Source organism: Methanolacinia paynteri, assembly GCF_000784355.1.
Classification (GTDB): Archaea; Halobacteriota; Methanomicrobia; order Methanomicrobiales; family Methanomicrobiaceae; genus Methanolacinia; species Methanolacinia paynteri.
Genome location: NZ_KN360939.1, coordinates 160,641 through 179,692, shown reverse-complemented (window position 1 = coordinate 179,692; position 19,052 = coordinate 160,641). Strand labels below are relative to the sequence as shown.

16 protein-coding genes and 1 tRNA gene are annotated in these 19,052 nt (G+C 48.9%); 11 read left to right on the top strand and 6 right to left on the bottom strand.

Translation table 11 applies throughout. From position 1 onward, the window contains the following. Positions 1 to 28 precede the first annotated feature (28 nt). The 3 genes from ilvN to METPAY_RS10700 are packed head-to-tail and all read right to left on the bottom strand — an operon-like array spanning position 29 to position 3,689. The gene (ilvN, locus tag METPAY_RS10710; RefSeq protein ID WP_048152344.1) at positions 29 to 532 is read right to left on the bottom strand and encodes an acetolactate synthase small subunit; all 504 of its coding nucleotides are present in this window, start codon (positions 530 to 532) and stop codon (positions 29 to 31) included. Further along, the gene (ilvB, locus tag METPAY_RS10705) at positions 533 to 2,227 is read right to left on the bottom strand and encodes a biosynthetic-type acetolactate synthase large subunit (RefSeq protein WP_048152342.1); all 1,695 of its coding nucleotides are present in this window, start codon (positions 2,225 to 2,227) and stop codon (positions 533 to 535) included. Then, complete coding sequence (locus tag METPAY_RS10700) at positions 2,199 to 3,689, bottom strand: 2-isopropylmalate synthase (protein ID WP_245611622.1); 1,491 nt, start codon at positions 3,687 to 3,689, stop codon at positions 2,199 to 2,201. The genes ilvB and METPAY_RS10700 overlap by 29 nt, the downstream gene beginning before the upstream one ends. A gap of 337 nt (positions 3,690 to 4,026) precedes the next feature. Here METPAY_RS10700 and ilvC point away from each other — a divergent pair, with 337 nt between their 5' ends. From ilvC to METPAY_RS10685, 3 genes are all read left to right on the top strand, one after another. After that, positions 4,027 to 5,016 (top strand): ketol-acid reductoisomerase, encoded by a 990-nt coding sequence (gene ilvC, locus METPAY_RS10695; RefSeq protein WP_048152336.1) that lies wholly within the window; start codon positions 4,027 to 4,029, stop codon positions 5,014 to 5,016. Between the two features lie 69 nt (positions 5,017 to 5,085). Further along, complete coding sequence (locus METPAY_RS10690; RefSeq protein WP_048152333.1) at positions 5,086 to 5,280, top strand: hypothetical protein; 195 nt, start codon at positions 5,086 to 5,088, stop codon at positions 5,278 to 5,280. A 73-nt stretch (positions 5,281 to 5,353) separates the two neighbouring features. Next, positions 5,354 to 5,677 (top strand): acylphosphatase, encoded by a 324-nt coding sequence (locus METPAY_RS10685; RefSeq protein WP_048152330.1) that lies wholly within the window; start codon positions 5,354 to 5,356, stop codon positions 5,675 to 5,677. A 334-nt stretch (positions 5,678 to 6,011) separates the two neighbouring features. On the opposite strand, the gene cas1 is transcribed toward METPAY_RS10685, so the two are convergent. Beyond that, positions 6,012 to 6,947: a CRISPR-associated endonuclease Cas1 gene (gene cas1 / locus METPAY_RS10680; RefSeq protein ID WP_048152329.1), complete on the bottom strand. Its 936-nt coding sequence runs from the start codon at positions 6,945 to 6,947 to the stop codon at positions 6,012 to 6,014. 241 nt (positions 6,948 to 7,188) lie between these two features. Here cas1 and METPAY_RS10675 point away from each other — a divergent pair, with 241 nt between their 5' ends. From METPAY_RS10675 to METPAY_RS10640, 8 genes are all read left to right on the top strand, one after another. Next, positions 7,189 to 7,995, top strand: a complete 807-nt coding sequence (locus METPAY_RS10675; RefSeq protein WP_048152522.1) for an ABC transporter substrate-binding protein — start codon at positions 7,189 to 7,191, stop codon at positions 7,993 to 7,995. Between the two features lie 142 nt (positions 7,996 to 8,137). Next, complete coding sequence (locus METPAY_RS10670; protein ID WP_048152326.1) at positions 8,138 to 8,848, top strand: amino acid ABC transporter permease; 711 nt, start codon at positions 8,138 to 8,140, stop codon at positions 8,846 to 8,848. Continuing rightward, positions 8,845 to 9,597, top strand: coding sequence for an amino acid ABC transporter ATP-binding protein (locus METPAY_RS10665; RefSeq protein ID WP_048152323.1), 753 nt, complete (start codon positions 8,845 to 8,847; stop codon positions 9,595 to 9,597). The genes METPAY_RS10670 and METPAY_RS10665 overlap by 4 nt, the downstream gene beginning before the upstream one ends. Positions 9,598 to 9,604: 7 nt before the next feature. Beyond that, positions 9,605 to 10,273 carry an amino acid ABC transporter permease gene (locus METPAY_RS10660; protein ID WP_048152320.1) on the top strand — a complete coding sequence of 223 codons (669 nt, stop codon included), beginning with the start codon at positions 9,605 to 9,607 and terminating at the stop codon, positions 10,271 to 10,273. A 361-nt stretch (positions 10,274 to 10,634) separates the two neighbouring features. Beyond that, complete coding sequence (locus tag METPAY_RS10655; RefSeq protein WP_048152317.1) at positions 10,635 to 11,927, top strand: phenylacetate--CoA ligase family protein; 1,293 nt, start codon at positions 10,635 to 10,637, stop codon at positions 11,925 to 11,927. Beyond that, positions 11,924 to 13,222: a phenylacetate--CoA ligase family protein gene (locus tag METPAY_RS10650; protein WP_048152316.1), complete on the top strand. Its 1,299-nt coding sequence runs from the start codon at positions 11,924 to 11,926 to the stop codon at positions 13,220 to 13,222. Before METPAY_RS10655 ends, METPAY_RS10650 begins: the two co-directional genes overlap by 4 nt. Then, positions 13,222 to 13,656, top strand: a complete 435-nt coding sequence (locus METPAY_RS10645) for an ACT domain-containing protein (protein ID WP_048152312.1) — start codon at positions 13,222 to 13,224, stop codon at positions 13,654 to 13,656. Before METPAY_RS10650 ends, METPAY_RS10645 begins: the two co-directional genes overlap by 1 nt. Positions 13,657 to 13,708: 52 nt before the next feature. Next, positions 13,709 to 13,780 (top strand) — tRNA-Arg (locus METPAY_RS10640). 36 nt (positions 13,781 to 13,816) lie between these two features. On the opposite strand, the gene METPAY_RS14325 is transcribed toward METPAY_RS10640, so the two are convergent. Both METPAY_RS14325 and METPAY_RS10630 read right to left on the bottom strand, forming a co-directional pair. Continuing rightward, entirely contained in the window at positions 13,817 to 15,613 is a 1,797-nt protein-coding gene (locus METPAY_RS14325; RefSeq protein WP_052418782.1) for a hybrid sensor histidine kinase/response regulator, read from the bottom strand. Between the two features lie 260 nt (positions 15,614 to 15,873). Further along, positions 15,874 to 18,900, bottom strand: a complete 3,027-nt coding sequence (locus tag METPAY_RS10630; RefSeq protein ID WP_169743665.1) for a VWA domain-containing protein — start codon at positions 18,898 to 18,900, stop codon at positions 15,874 to 15,876. Positions 18,901 to 19,052 lie beyond the last annotated feature (152 nt).

Genomic DNA, 19,052 nt, shown 5'->3' with positions numbered 1-19,052 from the left:
ATGAAGAAAAAATTCAATTTAAAAAAAGTTATTTTCCGGGGGAGATCGTCGCGGCTCCTCTCTGGAGTGCGACTTTGCCCGTCCGGACAAGTTCGAGAATTCCGTAAGGAACGAGAAGCTCTTCGAGTGCACGGATCTTTTCCGTATCACCTGTAATTTCGAGAACCACCGTTTCCTGCCCTACGTCGATTATCTTCGCCCTGAAGATATCCGCGATCTGCATGACCTCGGACCTCGTCTTCCCCGGCTCTGCATTAACCTTAATCAGGACAAGCTCGCGCTCGACATGGCTCCTTTCGGTTATGTCGATGACCTTTATGACCTCGATCAGTTTGTTGAGCTGCTTTTTAACCTGCTCGATATGGGCATCGTCCCCGCAGGCGACGATCGTGATCCGGCTCATCCCGGGAGCTTCGCATGTCCCGACCGCAAGGCTTTCGATATTGAAACCGCGTCTTGAGAAGAGACCGGAGACCCTTGTCAGTACACCGGACCTGTTCTCGACAAGTACGCTGATGATATGCTGCTTCATTCAGTCATCCTCCTGCTCTACGTGCTCGCCGATCATGTCCTTTATCGCCGCCCCTGCAGGGACCATCGGGAATACGTTCTCTTCCCGCTCGATCCTGAAGTCGATGAGGAACGGACCATCAGTCTCGAACGATTCCTTCAGGGCGGGAACGATATCCTTTTCGGATTCTACAACCCTCCCGGGAACCCCGTAGGCCTTCGCTATCCCGACGAAGTCAACGAATGGAAGCTCGGTATACGAGTATCTCTTCTCATAGAAGAGCTCCTGCCACTGCCTGACCATCCCGAGATACATGTTGTTTAGGATCATCATCTTGACCGGGACCTTGTACTGGGCGACCGTTCCGAGCTCCTGGATGTTCATCTGGAAGCTTCCGTCCCCTGCGATCAGGACTATTGTCTCCTCCGGGCGTGCGAACCATGCGCCTATCGCCGCAGGGAAACCGTATCCCATCGTCCCGAGGCCGCCCGAGCTGATCCACTGCCTGGGTTTTTTAAAGCCGTAGTGCTGGGCCGCCCACATCTGGTTCTGCCCTACCTCGCTGACAATGATCCCGCCGCCGTCGAGGAGCGTGGATATCTCGCGGATGATCTGCTGTGGATGGAGCCCTCCGCCGTTTCCGCAGGTGAGAGGATGATCTTTCTTCCATTTACCGATCTCTTCAAGCCACGCGGTCCGGATAACCCTGTCCTCCGGATTGAGTCTCTCAAGAATATCGTCGAGAACGACCTTCGCATCCCCTACGATAGGGACATCAACCGCCTTGTTCTTCCCGATCTCGGCCGGGTCGATGTCGATGTGGATGATCTTTGCGCCGGGGGCGAACTCATCGATCTTCCCGGTTACCCTGTCGTCGAAGCGGGCACCGATCGTGAAGAGGAGGTCGCATCCTGTGACGGCGTAGTTCGCGAACTTTGTCCCGTGCATCCCGAGCATACCAAGGTTTAATGGATGATCGGACGGGATTGCGCCAAGTCCCATCATCGTTGTCGTAACCGGGATCTCCATTTCCTCCGCAAACCTACAAAGGGCCTCAGAGGCTCCCGATGCAACGATACCCCCGCCGGCATATATCACCGGCTTCTTCGATTCCCTCAGCAGGTCAAGCGCTTTTTTGATCTGACGCGGATGACCGTGATATGTAGGCTTGTACCCCTTCAGGTCCGGAATTCCCGGAAGGATCTCTTCAGGGGACACGCTCCTCATCAGGACATCCTTCGGAAGATCTACAAGCACCGGGCCGTACCTTCCTGTACCGGCGATATAGAACGCCTCGGCTATCACCTGCGGAATCCTGATCGTGTCGTTGACGAGGAAGTTGTGCTTTGTCACAGGCATCGTGATTCCGGTGATGTCGGACTCCTGGAACGCGTCGTTTCCGAGCATTCCTGTAGGAACCTGACCGGTGAGGGCGACGATGGGAACGGAGTCCATATTTGCGGTGGCAATCCCGGATACGAGATTGCAGGCGCCCGGACCGGAGGTGGAGAGACACACACCCACACGGCCGCTCGCACGTGCATAACCGTCGGCCGCATGCACAGCTGCCTGTTCGTGCCTTACCAGTATGTGCCTGATATCGGCATCATAAAGCTCGTCGTATATCGGGAGGACCGAACCCCCCGGGTATCCGAATATTATATCGACACCCTGCTCCTTCAGGTTGTCAATCAGAATCCGTGCTCCTGTTTTCATTCTCATTCCTCAATAGTCTGTTCATTCCCGAAACAACTGCCTCGACACTTGCCTCGATGATATCTGATCTTGCTCCTCTCGATGTTATTACCCTGCCGTCCCTGTTCAGCTTTACAGTGACGTCCACGACCGCGTCGGTTCCGCCTGTAATCGCATCCACATGATACTCCTCAAGGCGGATGTCGCCGACGACGGATACGGATTCCTGCAGGATCCTCAATGCGGCATCGACCGGCCCTGCACCGGTTGCAGCTCCAGTTATCTCCTGCCCGTTTACCTTCATGGTCACGGAGGCCGTGGGAATTATTTTGTTTCCCGAGACGATGGTAAACTGTTTCATCTCGATAACCGGCCTGCACTCGAGCAGCATCACGGCATCCGCGACTGCCATTACATCGGCATCGGTAACCCGTACGCCGCGATCACCGATCTCCTTGATCCTCCGGACGATCTCGTTCAACTGCTTGTCGTTCGGCTTGTAGCCGAGTTCGTTCAGTGCCGATTTGACCGAAGCGGAACCCGAATGCTTTCCAAGCACTATGCGCCTCTTTCGCCCCACTAGTTCGGGAGAGAGCGGTTCGTAGGTGCTGGAATCTTTCATCAGGCCGTGGGCATGGATCCCACTTTCATGGGTGAAGGCCATCGCGCCCACGATTGGCTTGTTCGTTGCAAGCGGGACCCTTGTATACTTCGATACGAGCGTGGAGAGCGGATAGATTTTTTCCTTCTTAATACCGGTATCATAGTTGTAGAGCCTTTCGAGAGCCATCACCACCTCTTCGAACGGGGTGTTTCCCGCCCTCTCGCCGAGCCCGTTTACCGTCACGTGGGCGCAGGTCGCCCCGCTGTTGAGAGCAGTAAGCGTGTTTGCGAGTGCAAGGCCGAGATCGTTGTGGCAGTGTATGCTCAGGGGCGCGTGACAGACCAGCGGTATGATCTCCGCTGTCCTTTCCGGGGTCAGCAGGCCGACCGTATCGCAGAAGCACAGTCTGTCCGCCCCGGCCGAAACTCCGTCCCTGAACAGGTTCGAAAGATAATCGATGTCCGCACGAGAGGCATCCTCGCCCGAAAGCTCCACGATTAAGCCTCTCTCCTTCGCGTAGGAGACGGCATCCATCGCCATATCGTATACGGCTTCCCGGTCCTTCCCGAGCTTCTTTGTGATATGAAGATCGGAGACAGGGACGACAAGATGAATCGAATCGACACCGCAGTCCGCGGCCGAATCGATATCGTCGCGCCTTGCACGCACATATGTACAGCATTCAGCCGCAAGTCCTGCATCCGAGATCAGCCTTATGGCCTCCTTTTCACCTTCCGATGCAACGGCAGTGCCGGCTTCTATAACATCAATTCCAATGTCAGAAAGGGCAGTCGCAATTTCAAGCTTCTGCTCGGGGGTCAGTGAAACTCCGGGCGTCTGTTCGCCGTCCCTGAGTGTGGTATCCAGAAAACGAAACATTTTATCGCCAAATAAAGCAATCACTCATTTCAGTCACTTCCATTATGAATAATGAACAAAACGATATTTAACTGTTATGTCAAAAACTGCGGGTTCGCACCAGATGCTGCGCCAAAACCCTCATGGGCGCACCACAACACATTGAGATCACCCACCCTTTGAACCGCATGACAAGAATGCTTATCTCTCACGACACCCAATAATTTATACCGGAAACACACCATATTCCGGCTTTAAACCGGCCTGCAATCTGCCGACACCCATGGCAGATAACAGCCTGAGCAAACAAAATAACATATAATCGCATATATTAAATCGTCATACAGGAGAGAAATCAATGATCAACAAATATTACGAATCGGACGCTGATCTGGGGAATTTGTCAGGAAAGACAATAGCCGTTATGGGATACGGCTCCCAGGGACGAGGACAGGCCTTAAATCTAAGAGACAGCGGTCTTGATGTCATCATAGGCATAAGACCCGGAAAAAGCAGGGATCAGGCAGTGGCGGACGGACTCGAAGCTCTCGACGTTTCAAAGGCCGCAGAGAGAGCCGACATCATCATGATCCTGCTCCCCGACGAGATGCAGGGGATCGTATACAAAAACGAGATCGCGCCATATCTCACAGAGAACAAATGCCTGATGTTCTCCCACGGGTTCAATATTCATTTCGGGCAGATCGTTCCCCCGGCCAATGTCGATGTAATTATGGTCGCGCCCAAAGGCCCCGGGCATATGGTCAGGAGGACATACGAGGAAGGAAAGGGTGTCCCCGCACTGATCGCTATCCACCAGGAATACACAGGAAAGGCAAAAGAGATCGCCCTTGCCTATGCTATGGGTATCGGCGCAACAAGAGCTGTCGTGCTCGAGACATCTTTCCGCGAGGAGACGGAGACCGATCTCTTCGGCGAGCAGGCGGTGCTCTGCGGAGGAACGACCTCACTTATTAAAGCAGGATTCGAGACTCTCGTCAAGGCAGGATATGCACCCGAGATGGCATACCTTGAGGTTCTTCACGAGATGAAGCTGATCGTGGACCTGATCTATGAGGGCGGGTTTACGAAGATGAGGGACTCGATCTCCAATACCGCACAGTATGGAGATATTACAAGGGGCCCGAGAGTAATCGGTGCTGAAAGCAAGGCAGCGATGGAGCAGATCCTGAAAGAGATCCAGTCAGGCGCATTTACAAAGGAATGGATGCTTGAAAATGCCGTCAACAGGCCGATGTTCAACGCACTCACAAGGGCCGATGAAGAGCACCTTATCGAGAAGGTGGGTGCAGAGATAAGAGGCATGATGCCCCAGTTCCGTAAATAAGTGAAACAAATCTAAACTTTTTTTTAACTCACCGGTACGTTTAATAATGCTCCGGGGAACAGGATAATCATGAACAGGTATGCGGCACTCTCGAAGGAGCAGATGAGAGATCTCAGGCAGTGCGAGGAATACCTGGGCCTGATCCTTGTTGCTTACAGTGAATTCGACTCATCGGGAAGATATTCATCGCTTTCAAAATGCGAACTCGAAAAGATCCATAAACTCGAAAATGAGTTTAAAGCCACCCTTGTGGCATTCGAGTGAAATATTGCGACCTTTTTACATTTATCCAAAATGACAGTTTTAATATGCAACCGGGATTAAAAACCATATGGCTATGGCTCAGGATACAGATGCTTCCGGGATTACTGAAGAGCAGAACCCCAGATTAAAAACAATAGAGGCATATGTTACCGGCAAAGTCCAGGGCGTGGGATTTCGGGCATGCGTCAGGAGGATAGCTTCGCAGCTTTCGATAACCGGCGAAGTCATGAATCTTGAAGACGGAAGGGTCTGCATCAGGGCGACCGGAGATGATATAATAATAGACAAATTCCTCTCTTCCCTCCGGGAATGCCCGAGAGCGCATATAAGAGATATAGACATCTCTGAAAAAGGCCCAATGGATTACGAAGATTTCGAGATCGTCAGGGTCTACTGAGAATTTTTTCTTTCCCTAAAATATTTTATGGATAGGATTTTGCAGAAAAAATTTATGGACATAAAGTAAGAAAGAATCGATTGGGGCGAAGATCTTTCTCTAAGTATATTATTTTTAAAAGTGACCGAAGGTCGCCCCGTGTTCCGAAAGGGGCGAAGTCCCTTCGGCCGGAAAAATCAACGAGACTTCAGGATCATATCTAAAATTTCAAGCGGACGGAAGAACTCATCTTGGAGCTAAAGGGGATGCTCGTCCATCCCCTTTGCGACTTATCGCGATCAGGGGGAGGGTCACAGGGAAGGAGAAAAACCCTCCCTTCTTCTACAAACTTGACTCAGTAAGAAAACTTCAGCGGTCTTCTGTTTATAAGTGAATCCCTGTAAGACAATACATTCTCTTCGATCTTCTTCTGATTGATAGACCTCTTAAGGGCATCGGATAATAAGCGCAGTGTCCCCTGGTCGAGATGGCATCTCTTCGTATTCGTCTCGTACATATCGGCAGTAAGATACTCGCGTGCAATAGAAAATACCACGGAATCAACCATAAACGGCTTCAAAGGATCTATAAGATCGAGAACCAGGGAATTTGTCCCCTCGCGAAGAATCCCCTTATCGATATCAAGGTATGCACCTACAAGCGGCACACAGCAATTGCCGAACAGGATCGAGTATCCAAGCGAAAGCATGGAGTTTACCGGATCAACATGCGGACGGGATGTTCTTCTTTTGAAACCGTGAGACGGACTCAGGCACCTCCCCATTATTTCATAATACATATCCGATGTAAATTTATGGATTCTCCTAAGCTCCTCCATCTTGATGAGATAATCGATCTCCTCCAGGCTCGTAAAGAGGATCTCATCCTCGCTTTTATAATAGAGCTCCCGGTCGATCTCCCTTCCCGCTTTTTCGATCATCATAATTCTCGCCTTAATTGATGACCTGACGATCTCTGCGGCGCTGTTATAGGACGAACCTTCGGCCTGGAGTTCCGCCATTTCCCTTTCGGTTTTTCTCCCGAAGGGCCTCAGAATTCCCAGAGGAGTCCCGTCGGCATCGAAGAACGATACAGATGAATTCTGTCTCAGGAGATGAATGATTGTGGAAGTGTGAATATTATGGCCGCCCACAACGAGAAGGTGGTCGACTGATTCTATAGGAATCTCTTCTACATCGGATTTTTTCCCGATAATAAGCGTAGTTGCCGTGGACTTGATATGACCCCCGAAACCCCATACCACATACCATGGAATATCTGGATTGCACATCGCAAAAGACTCCTGAAAACTCAATTAAATAAATCGGTAAAAAAATACATTAAATCATCGTTTGGATACAACAAACTTTTACCCCCTGTGTGATTCTGTCCGCACGGTGATCTTTAGATACAAAATGCCGGAATAACAAGGTTAAATAAATTTTTTTAACCTATAGCGGCTTATTTACATAATCTTTTAACGAAAAATCAAGTCAAAATGGTTATATTTCTTTTTGGCGATATTTCTCTTTATGACCGTGAAGGTTTATGGTGCAATTCTGGTGCTGGTTCTCGCACTGGCAATGGTCTTTTCCGGGTGCACAAGTACATCCGGTGATGACCAGACACCCGCGAACGGATCGAGCGTGGGAGAGACGACGACGTATATCGTCGGAATAGACGGTGAATACAAACCTTACAGCTATATCGATACCGACGGAAACCCGGTCGGCTTTGATGTCGAGTCCATAAAATGGATCGCTGAACAGAAGGGATTTGAAGTAAAGGTTATCCCTGTCGCATGGGACGGAATCATCCCTGCACTTATGGCAGGAAAGATCGATATGGTCTACTCGGGAATGACAATCACCCCGGAGAGACTGGAACAGGTCAACTTCTCTATTCCATACTGGAAGGTCAACCAGTCCGTGGCAAAGCACGATGACAACAATTTCACTATGGATGACTTCATGAGCGGACAGTACGTCATCGGCGGACAGAGGGGAACTTCAGGTGTGGAATGGATTGAGAACAATCTTATAGAGACCGGCATCATGCCCGAAAAGAATCTTCTGACATACGATACATTCCCACTCGTATCAGAGGACCTGAAGAACAAGAGAATCGACTTCGCAGTATATGACAAGCCGCCGATGCTTGAGGCAATCGAAGGAAAGCCACTGTCGGTCATAGGGGAGATCGATACAAACGAAGAGTATGGTGTTGCAATCAGGAAATCCGATCCCGAACTTCTTGAGACTATCAATGACGGCATCACCATGCTAATGGCAGACCCGTACTGGGAAGAACTCAAGACCAAGTACGGCATGGTAGATTAATTCTCAAACCATCTTTTTTTTGGAATTAAAATTATATTTCACGGTATTTTAAGATCGGCAGAATAAATACAGATTAAGTTTAAAATGCAGGCAAAGATACACTGCAGGAATATACCCCTGTCTGCTCTCAAGGGAATACCACATGGATATTATATCAATTCTTATCGACTGGTCACCCTACCTACTCTCAGGCATTCTTGTTACTCTCGGCCTTACTGCCGTCGGTCTGGGAATGGGGATGATTATTGGACTTCCCATGGCAATAGGCCAGGTGTATAGTACAGGAAGCAGATGGCTCGACCGAATCCTGAAGGGTTTTATCGGTGTCTTTGTCTGGTTCTTCAGGGGCCTTCCTATTCTTGTTCTTTTATTCCTGTTCTACTTCGGAATCTTCCCTCTTCTCGGGATGGGCGATCTCGCCCCATTCTTCGTCGGCGCAATCGTTTTAGGCCTGAGAGGTGCGGCCTACCAGTCGCAGATATTCAGGGGTGCCATCCAGTCAATAAACGAAGGACAGATGACCGCTGCAAGATCGCTGGGGATGACAAAGCTCTCCGCGATTAGAAATGTTATCCTGCCGCAGTCGTTTAGGATCGCTCTTCCCGGGTGGTCGAACGAGTACCCGAATATACTCACCGATTCTGCAGTATGCTATGCTATAGGTGTGGCCGAACTCCTGACAAGAAGTTCGCAGATCGCGTCGCAGACATATGAATATGCAATATATCTGGTATGCGCAGCCATCTTCATAATTCTCAACTATGCGGGGATGAAGGGACTTCTTATACTTGAAAATAAGGTTGCAATTCCAGGATTTTCCGGAAGCGGAGACGAAAACCAGGTGTTCCTATGAGCAACGATGAATATATCCTGAGAGTGGAGGACATCCACAAGAAGTACGGGAATATGGAGGTTTTGAAGGGTGTTTCATTCAATGTCAGAAAAGGCGAGACACTTGTATTCATCGGACCTTCAGGCACGGGAAAGAGCACGCTTTTGAGGTGCATCAACCAGCTGACCGTTCCCGAACAGGGGAAAGTGTTCCTCAGAGACGAAGAGGTAACCAACTCCGGGTCGAAAATCAACTACTTCAGGCAGAAGATCGGGATGGTGTTCCAGAACTTCTGTCTCTTCGACCACTTAACAGCGGTCCGGAACGTTGAGATCGCCCTGATTAAAGTCAAGGGAATGAAACCTGACGAAGCGAGAGAGAAAGCGCTCTACGAACTGAGGCAGGTAGGGATGGAGGACTGGGCGGATCATTACCCTGCCGAACTTTCGGGCGGACAGGCACAGAGGGTCTCAATCGCACGTGCGCTTGCCATGGACCCGGACGTAATTCTGTTTGACGAACCCACTTCAGCACTTGACCCTGAACTTACACGAGAGGTTCTCGAGGTTATGAAGAAGCTCGCACAGGAGGGCATGACTATGCTCGTGGTCACGCACGAGATGGGTTTTGCCTGCAACGTCGCAAACAGAATTCTGTTCATGGAGAACGGAAATATCGTCGAAGAGGGGAGCCCGAAGGACCTCCTCGAAGGCGAAGAGATCTCAAGAACGAAGAAGTTCATCGGCGGTCTCGGGATGAAAGGGGACTAGAAAGAATATGGACAGCCTTGCATTCACCGTAGACATACTTCTTCCGGCGCTCTGGACCGGACTGCTTGTCACGCTCCAGCTTATCGTAGTTTCGGCTCCTTTCGGCCTCCTTGCAGGAATAGGAGTTGCTGTCGGAAGGACATACGGTGGAAAGGGCACATCGTTCCTGTGCAAGGCTTTTACTATTTTCGTTAAGGGCTGTCCGCTCCTGCTTCTTCTGTTCATATTATATTTCACGCTTCCTTCGGTTGGAATCACATTCACGGCATTCCAGGCCTCAGTTATCGGCTTTATCATGTGCAATGCGGCATACAATTCGGAGTACATCAGGGGGGCGATCAAATCCGTCAAGGAAGGACAGATTATCGCGGCACGCTCCCTAGGAATGACGAAGTACCAGTCGATATTCCACATTGTCATGCCGCAGGCATTAAGAAGAGCGATCCCCGGGCTATCGAACGAGTTCATATACCTGATCAAATACTCCTCTCTTGCGTACATGCTGACTCTGGTTGAACTGACCGGAGCGGGAAAACTGATCGCAACCAAGTATTTCACATATACAGAGACTTTCATCTTCGTCGGCGCAATATACCTCGTGCTCGTAACCATTACGACAGTCGGGGCGGGAATGCTGGAGAAGAAGTTCGCTGTTCCGGGAACCCAGGGTCACTGATTTTTTTTGAAAAGGGAGAAATCTCTAGAGGGAGGGGGAACAAGTCCCCCTCCCTTATGAACCCACCCCCTGATAGCGATAAGTCGAAAAGGGGATGGACAGGCATCCCCTTTTCTCCACTGAAAATTTTTTCCACCTCTGTGAAAATCGGGAGATGTTATTAAACTCAATTCGTTTCTTTTCGGCCGAAGGCCGGCTTATCGCCAGCGCAAAGCCCTGAGGTCAGGGCGTGTTCGCGGAGCGAACTGCGCAAGGGTTGCCATATTGAAAAAACTTACCTAATTCGGTACTCTGTAATTATATCAAAAGGCACAATTCCAAACCTTCATGCCATGCCATAGCGTACCATACTTGGAAGAAAATGTTCTGGAACAAGGAGATGGAGACGCTTCGCGGAAATGCCCTTGAAGACCTTCAGGTCAAAAGGCTCCGCCAGACTATCAGGCAGGCTGAGAAAGTCCCCTTTTTTAAAGCAGTCCTGAAGGAAAAGAATGTCTCCGCGGATGATATCAATGAAATAACCGACGTATCTAAACTCCCCTTTACTACAAAAAAAGACCTGCAGGGGGGATACCCGTTCGGGTTCATGGCCGTCCCGAAAAAAGAGATCATACGAATCCACACAACCTCGGGAACTACCGGCAAGCCCACGGTCGTCGGATATACAAGAAAGGATCTTGATAACTGGTCCGAGCTTATTGCAAGAAACATGACGATGGTAGGCCTGACCGACGAAGACACGTTCCAGAATGCAGTCAATTACGGACTATTCACAGGCGGACTCGGTTTCCACTACGGCGCCGAGAAGATAGGAATGACCGTTATCCCGAGCGGGACAGGAAATACAAAACGACAGATCGAAATGATCGACGATTTCGGTGTAACGGCAGTCCACTGCACGCCGAGTTACGCAATGCACCTTGCCGAAGTTGCGGAAGCCATGGGAACTACGCTTGAAACATTCAAAACCGGACTCTTCGGCGCAGAACCATGGTCGGAAAATACAAGAAAAACCCTGGAGAAGAAGCTCGGAGTCACGGCCTACGACTCCTACGGTATGAGCGAGATGTACGGGCCCGGCGCTGCATTCGAATGTCCGGAGAGAGACGGCCTTCACTTCTGGCATGACTGCTATCTTATCGAAATCATTGATCCTGTAACTGAAGAGGTGCTCGGACCAGGCGAACGCGGCGAACTGGTCGTAACCCCGCTCGTCAAGGAGGCAATGCCCCTTCTCAGGTACAGGACCGGCGATATCACCTGTATCCTCGACGACGAATGCCCGTGCGGCAGAGGAGCGAGAATTGCCCGCCTCACAGGAAGAAGCGACGATATGCTCGTAATAAGAGGTATCAACGTATTCCCCTCACAGATAGAGCATGTCTTAAGATCAATCCCCGAAGTAGGCGACCAGTTCATGGTCTACGTCGACAGGATAAACCATCTCGATGAGATGACAATAGACGTCGAGATCAAGAAGGAATATTTCTCGGGCGAATTAAAGGATCTCGAGAAAATTCAGAAAAAAATTATTCACGCATTAAAAGAGACACTTAATCTCAGAACAAAAGTAAACCTTGTTGAACATGATTCACTCCCGAGATTTGAGGGAAAAGCGAAACGCGTAATTGACAGGAGAGGTGATTCAATTTGAAATGGGACCCGCGAATTGAGGAGATACCCTTAGAGCAGCTTGCAGAACTTCAGTACAAACGGATGAAGACGCTTGTATACAGGCTCTACAGCTTCTCGGATTTCTATCACAAAAGGATGAAGGAACACAACGTTCACCCGGATGATATCAGGTCACTGGATGATGTCAAAAAACTGCCCTTCATGTACAAGAGCGACCTGAGAGACAACTACCCCGACAAGATCTTCACTGCATCACAGGACGAACTGGTAAGATACCATGTCTCCTCAGGAACAACAGGGAAACCGACGGTCGTCGGCTACACCCGGAACGATCTCGAGATCTGGACTACATCGCTTGCAAGAGCGCTTACCGGATGCGGAATCGGACGCGGGGATGTCATGCAGGTCTCCTACGGCTACGGCCTGTTCACAGGAGGACTGGGACTTCATTACGGTGCGGAGAGAGTCGGCGCCACCGTCGTCCCGACAAGCGTAGGCAACACCGAGCGCCAGATCGAGCTTATGCAGGACCTGAGGGTCACGGCAATCGCAAGTACCCCATCCTACCTGGTCCACATTGGGGAGGTTGCCGATAAGATGGGTGTCTCGATCGACAAAGATACCGATCTCAGGACGGCCGTCCTCGGTGCAGAACCGTGGTCGGTGCAGATGAAAAAGCATATTGAGGACAAAATGGGCATCACGGCCCACAACATCTTCGGAACCTCCGAGATGTCAGGGCCGATGTTTTGCGACTGTGCAGAGCAGAACGGGATCCACATATGGGGAGATATCGCCTATACGGAGATTGTTGATCCTGATACCGGCGAGCAGCTCCAGCCCGGCGAGAAGGGCGAACTTGTCATGACAATCCTCCAGAAAGAGGCACTCCCGATGATCCGCTACAGGGTCGGAGATATTACCTCGATGAACACCGAGGTCTGCGCCTGCGGAAGGACCCACCCGAGGATCGACAGGCTCCAGGGTCGTGTTGACGACATGCTGATCATCAGGGGAATAAACGTATTCCCGTCGCAGGTTGAACATGCACTTCTCGGAATTCCGGAAGTTTCCGGTCATTTCATGATCATAGTGGACAGGAAAGGGGCACTCGACGAGATGCTCGTCCAGGTTGAGATGAATCCCGAGGCGTTCTCGGACAAGGTAGAAGATATAAACGAGATCCGCCGCAATGTATCACATGTCCTGAGGAACTCGCTCAACGTCAGCGTAGGGGTGGAACTTGCCGCACCGGGATCACTTCCAAGATTCGAGGGAAAGGCAAAACGTGTAATCGACAGGAGGATGAACTGATGAAAAAGAATGACCATATCATAAAGCAGATCTCGGTATTCTCCGAGAACAAGCCGGGAAGACTGGCCGCAATAGCAAGAGCGCTGCAGGATGAAAAGATTAACATCTTCGCATTTTCCATTGCTGAGGCGAAAGGCTTCGGAGTCGTTCGCCTGCTTGTAGACAAACCTGAAGCAGCTCTTAAAAAACTGGCTGATATAGGTTTCATGGTCTCGTTTACCGATGTAATTGCGGTCAGGATGAAGGACAAGCCGGGCGGTCTCTTTGACATTGCAAAGATACTCGGGGAGTCGGAGATCAATATTGAATATTCCTATGCCTACTCCGGAAAAGAGGCTGCTGTCCTTATACTAAGGGTGGATCGCATAGACGAGGCCATAGAAAAGCTGATCAAATGCGGAGCGGACCTGCTCAAAGCTGAAATGTTCAGTTAAATCAAATTTAACAAAACTTTTTCCCAAAAAAGAACCAACCAGTAGTGTCAATGGATCCATAGGGTAGAGGATATCCTTTTGGGCTTCGAACCCAAAGACGCGGGTTCAATTCCCGCTGGATCCGCTTTAAAAAATGATAAAAGCCTTTTTAAGAATTTTTTTATTGACCTGTCAACCTGTACCCGCCTTCAGGCACAAGGATCTCAAATCTCGCTCCATCACCCGGTACGCCTTTCTCTGTGATCTCAATACCTGTGATCCCGAGGATCTCCCGTGCGAGGAACAGACCGAAACCGGTGTTATTCCCATAACCACGATCAAAAATTCGCTCCTTCAGGTCTTCAGGGACACCGGAGCCGTCGTCTTCCCAAGTTATCAGGAGGCCTGACCCTGCCTTTGAATACCCGATCCGCACGCAGGTAGCCCCGTCGGCATGGCGGACGGTATTGTCCATCAGGTTCAAAAAGACGCGCTCCACCATCGGATCGGCATGGATCGAGATATCAGAACAGTCGTAAATAATGGGAATTGGCGAATCATCCATCTTCCCAACGATATCATCCAGTGAGAGCCAGACCGGTTTTTCCACATCCAGTCGTTCATACTCTCTTGCAAACTCGGTATGACGACGGATGGCTGCCGCCGCATCCTTTACCCTCCGGAGATAATCCGTCTGAACGGTATCGACACTCAGCTCCTCTGCAAATTCGGTGTATCCCTGGACCACCATGATCTGGTTCAGGATATCGTGACGGGTGATCTCAGAGAGAAGTTTAAGTTTCCTGTTTGCTTTATCGAGAGCGATCTCGGATATTTTTTGCTCGGATATATCATCCAGGATAATCCTGGCTCCTGTGACAATTTCCTGGTCGATAATTGGAGATATATGTACACGATAGTAGGCTTTTTTTCCCCACCTGCTACAATATTCCCCTTCAAACGGAGGAATGGAAAAACCTGAATCTATGGATTTCAGAAGCATCTCTGAAAATCCGATATTGATCAAAGATGGAAATTCCAGGAGGTTGACTGTCCGGGTTTCCTCCTCCCCCGGAGATCCGATAAGATCCAGACCGCGCTGGTTTATGTAAGTGATGTTTCCCTGGGTATCGCAGGTTAGTATACCGATCGGTGCATTCGCTGCAAGGTCGCGGTACTGCTCTTCGCTCTCCCGCAATGCCTTTTCCATCGTTTTCAGGCTGGTTATATCTGTAAGAATGCCCTGAATCCCGATCACGCGACCTTCAATGAATATCGGACGGGCAGCCGTCTTCACCCAGGCAGAACTGCCATCAGCTTTGAGAAAACGATATTCTGTTGCTTCGTTGCTTCCGGAAAGATTTGAAAAGAACTGGGAAAGCCTCCCGTCTATGTCATTGGGGTGGACAAGTTCAACATAGGATCGCCCGATCACATCGAAAGCAGAATAACCGGATATCGATCTGATATTCCGCGATACATAGATGACGGTGGCATTTATATCCAGGACATAAAATACTTCATTGAGGTTCTCCATAATTTCGGGAGGCGCATTTTCTGATAACCATCTGTACAATTCCGCGTTTTTTTCGTATGTCTCTCCAGTACCTTTACCGGTAGCGCGCAGGATCGCCTTGATTAGATCAGCGAACTGCTGTTCGGGACTCCCCACTTTCCGGACATAAAAGACGGTTTCGCCGTTCAATGCATCGATTGTGGTATTTTCGCGCCCGTCACCTGTGAAAAGAATGAAAGGTGTTGTAATCCCGTGCTGTCGAAGGGTATGGAATATACTGATTCCATCCAAAGATCCCGAGATAATTACATCGGCATGTTCCCCGGAGAGCAGATCACCTGCCGCCTCAGAAGCGCAAGTGAATGTTTTAACGGAAAACTCCGCACTTTGCCCAAGAAAGGATTTGCCAAATTCTAAAAGATGCGGATCATCGTCGATATAAATTATGGAGAGCGGCGCCATGTTTTCATCATCTGCTACTGCCTGAAGAAGGCAGAGATCTATCGGGAAAGTCCAAAGTACCCCCCTTGTTATTATTAAAAGTGTTGATCATTTTCTATTATAAAGACAGTAGATTAAAACAATGAAGGACTTTATCGGCGAGACCGGGAAAATCACGGATTAATTCATTGATAATGAAATGAAAGATGAAACGAATAATCTGCAAATCGTGTTGGTCCGGTAAAAAGGGATTTTGGTTGATTTTATTGATCTATTTTCCGCTATTCCAGCTTTATATAAGCATCCACGGAGGATCCAACTATAGTACTCAACTCTTCAACATCATCTGCCGTATCGGGTGCGGAAGCGGTGAGCCTGATATTATAATTCCCCGGCGGCAGATCGCGAATTGCAAATGATGATTCCTGGGAAAGAGATGAGACCGGCCCGGAGACATCATCCATAGTATTGAAATGAATCCAGCCGCTTTCGTCACCCTGCCTGTGATAACTGAGTTCCTGGGAAACAGAGTATGTACCGGTATAATCAAGGGTCCACCTGAGATGGATTAGATCGGTGTCGGTACTTGTAATCTCAAAATTTGAGACATCCATGGATGTGAAGTTAACTCCTGTCGAGTTTAAATCCGCAACGGCTGTGAAATACGTATCAGGAAGCTTCAGGGTATCAGTACCATTATTGAACGTTATATATGAGGAATCATTGAACAAGTTGATGTTTCCTGCTTTTTCTACCTTAAGAACATAAGTAGCCTGCCAGGTCTGGTTCAGGTAGACAGTACCAACACCGAAATACAGGGATTTGTTCTCCGCCCACCACGCACTTTGGTCCACAATTTCAGAGGTGTATGTTCCGTTGCCGTATCGGTTCTCTATGAGAGTTGAGATCTCTGGATCGTAAACATACTCAAGAACAGTGTCACTTCCCGTATTGGAGACGGTTTGATTGTTGATCTCTACATCCTGGAACATCAGTTCCATAGCAGTATCCACACCTGCCGCCTCTTTCAGCTCACCTGCGATATCTTCATAGATCTCCTTCAGATCGTCTCCGGATGGTGCATAATAATATTTCCCACCGGTATCCTCGGCAAGACTCTGGAGAACTGCTTTGCCTGCCGATGAGATCCCGTCTGCATATGCTATTGAGAATATCTTTATGCCATTGTCTTTTGCAAAGACTCTCATATCCTGCTCTGGATAATTGAGATCGCTGAAAGTGTAATAATTATTCTGCATAGAACTCCAGTCCCATTTTGTACCCCCGTACCCTCTTGCAAGGGGGTCACCGTAGTAATTATAATCACCGTCGGACAGGACTACGACAGCCTTCACGGCATCATCCCTACCGTTATCGCGGAGATGCTTTATAGAATAATACAGGCCTTTTCTCATCGGGGTTCCGTCATCCGGGACAAGAGCCTTGACTTCAGTATTATATTCTGAAAAATCCTCTGTCAGTTCAAGATCGATAGTTGCATAATCGTTATAGTTCTTATCGTTTCCAGCATAGTGCTCGGAGATATATTCATAATCATCGGAATATGAATTATCATACCCCGCCCAGTACCTGTTACCATAATCTATGATATCCGCATTACCGTAAGTTCCGAATGAGACCAGCCCCAGCCGATCCCATCCTTCCTTCATCTCGATCCCGAAATCTTCCAGTGCGTCCATAAGAGAGACCATCCTGTCAGGGTAATCTCTCAGCATACTGCCCGACCGATCGGCAGTAAGCATCACATCAATAGGATCGGGCTGGAGCGCCCACCCGTCGCCGATAAGCTGAATAGTTACGGTAACTGTATCGTTTACGGCTACTGTTTCAGGAGTTACATTAGTTTTTACAGTCAGGTATGGATAGTTCTTCCATTCGAGATCGATCTGCCGGACAGTCGTATTCCACTGTGCACGCACCTGGCAGGACGCATTGGCCAGTTTTGAATAGTCAGTCGCGTCCCAGTCTGTCTCAAAAGTTCCGGGAACAAAATTAATTACCGCGAGACCATCCTGATCAGATACTGCCGAGATGCTTTCAAGATACGGGACGGCCAGTTGTGAATCAGGATATTCACCGTCTATTATCGAGAATGTTACAGTCTCCCCCATTACCGGATTTCCCTTCTCATCGATTACCTTGGCACGAAGTTCCGACGTGAAGGCAGTATCCACATCATGGCTCGGCATTACCTGTGGATTAGCGGTAAGAAGCATATCCGTCGGATCTGTGCTTACGAATTCGAGATCAGTCTCCCTGGAAATACTCAAGTTATCTACAGAAGTTGCGATAAGAGAATAAATTCCCTTGATCTCCTGCGGACCATAGGAGATCTCAATCTTTCCTGAGGAGTTTGAAGCCCTGTAAAATGCAGATTCATCAGGATCGGTCGGCTCTATGTACAGCTGCCTGTTTCCGGAAGGATTGCCCCACTGGTCAATCAACTGGTAGGTAATATAGAATTTGCTTTCCCCGTCTGCAGGCTGATACGGGGGATCTCCGGAGGCCGGACTGACTGTAACTACTATATCTACTGGTTCGGCGTCTGCCAGACTGGTGATAGTCAGAATTTTGGAGTCAATGCCCGATGAAGGGACTATATTTACGAGATTCGTCCCTGCGATCTCTGATATGCGGAAGAGAGCTTCCGCATATCCTGTCGAATTAACATAAACATCAATGATATTACTGGTGAAATCGGAACCATCCCAGAATTCCGAAGTCTCGGGACTAGAGATAAGTTCGAATGATTCGGATGTTCCCCCCACATCCTCCTCTTTTTTGCTGTCAATACGGTTCCCGTATTTGTCTACAGCACTTATTGTGATCGGAACGATACTGTTTACAGTGGCCTCATAATCGTAATCAACGGATGCAAAAGAATACATTGAAGCATGATCTACTTTCTGCGGGAATTCCTTTGTAAGTGAGTCGGCGTAACCGTCGGCAATATAATTTACAGTTACCTGAATATCGGCAATTCCGCTTTTTTCACAATAAAAATCAGTTTTCCATGGAGAAACCGTATCTGTTGAAGGGGTTGCATTACCAACAGAAACAGGATATGAAACAGTTGTAGACGGGAGACTTATGTTTCCACCCGATTCTTCCTCATCAACGACCATATAAGCCTCAAACTCAACGCTCTGAACTGAAACGGACGTATTGCTCACAATGACTTCGATTACAGCAGGATCGCCCCCCGCAGTCATCCAGTCTTTATCGGATACTATCGTTATTTCATCAGAATCCAGAGCATAGACCGTGGAAACAAAAAAAAACAACATTATAATTATGGCTGGCAGCCATATTCCCCGCCTGAACCCCATCTCAAATATCCCCGGTTATATATATCATTGTTAGTCTTCTGCAGAGGTATATATACCTGAATATTGCTTTCAACAGAAGAAAATAAACCGAAAAAGCGGTAGCCTAAAAG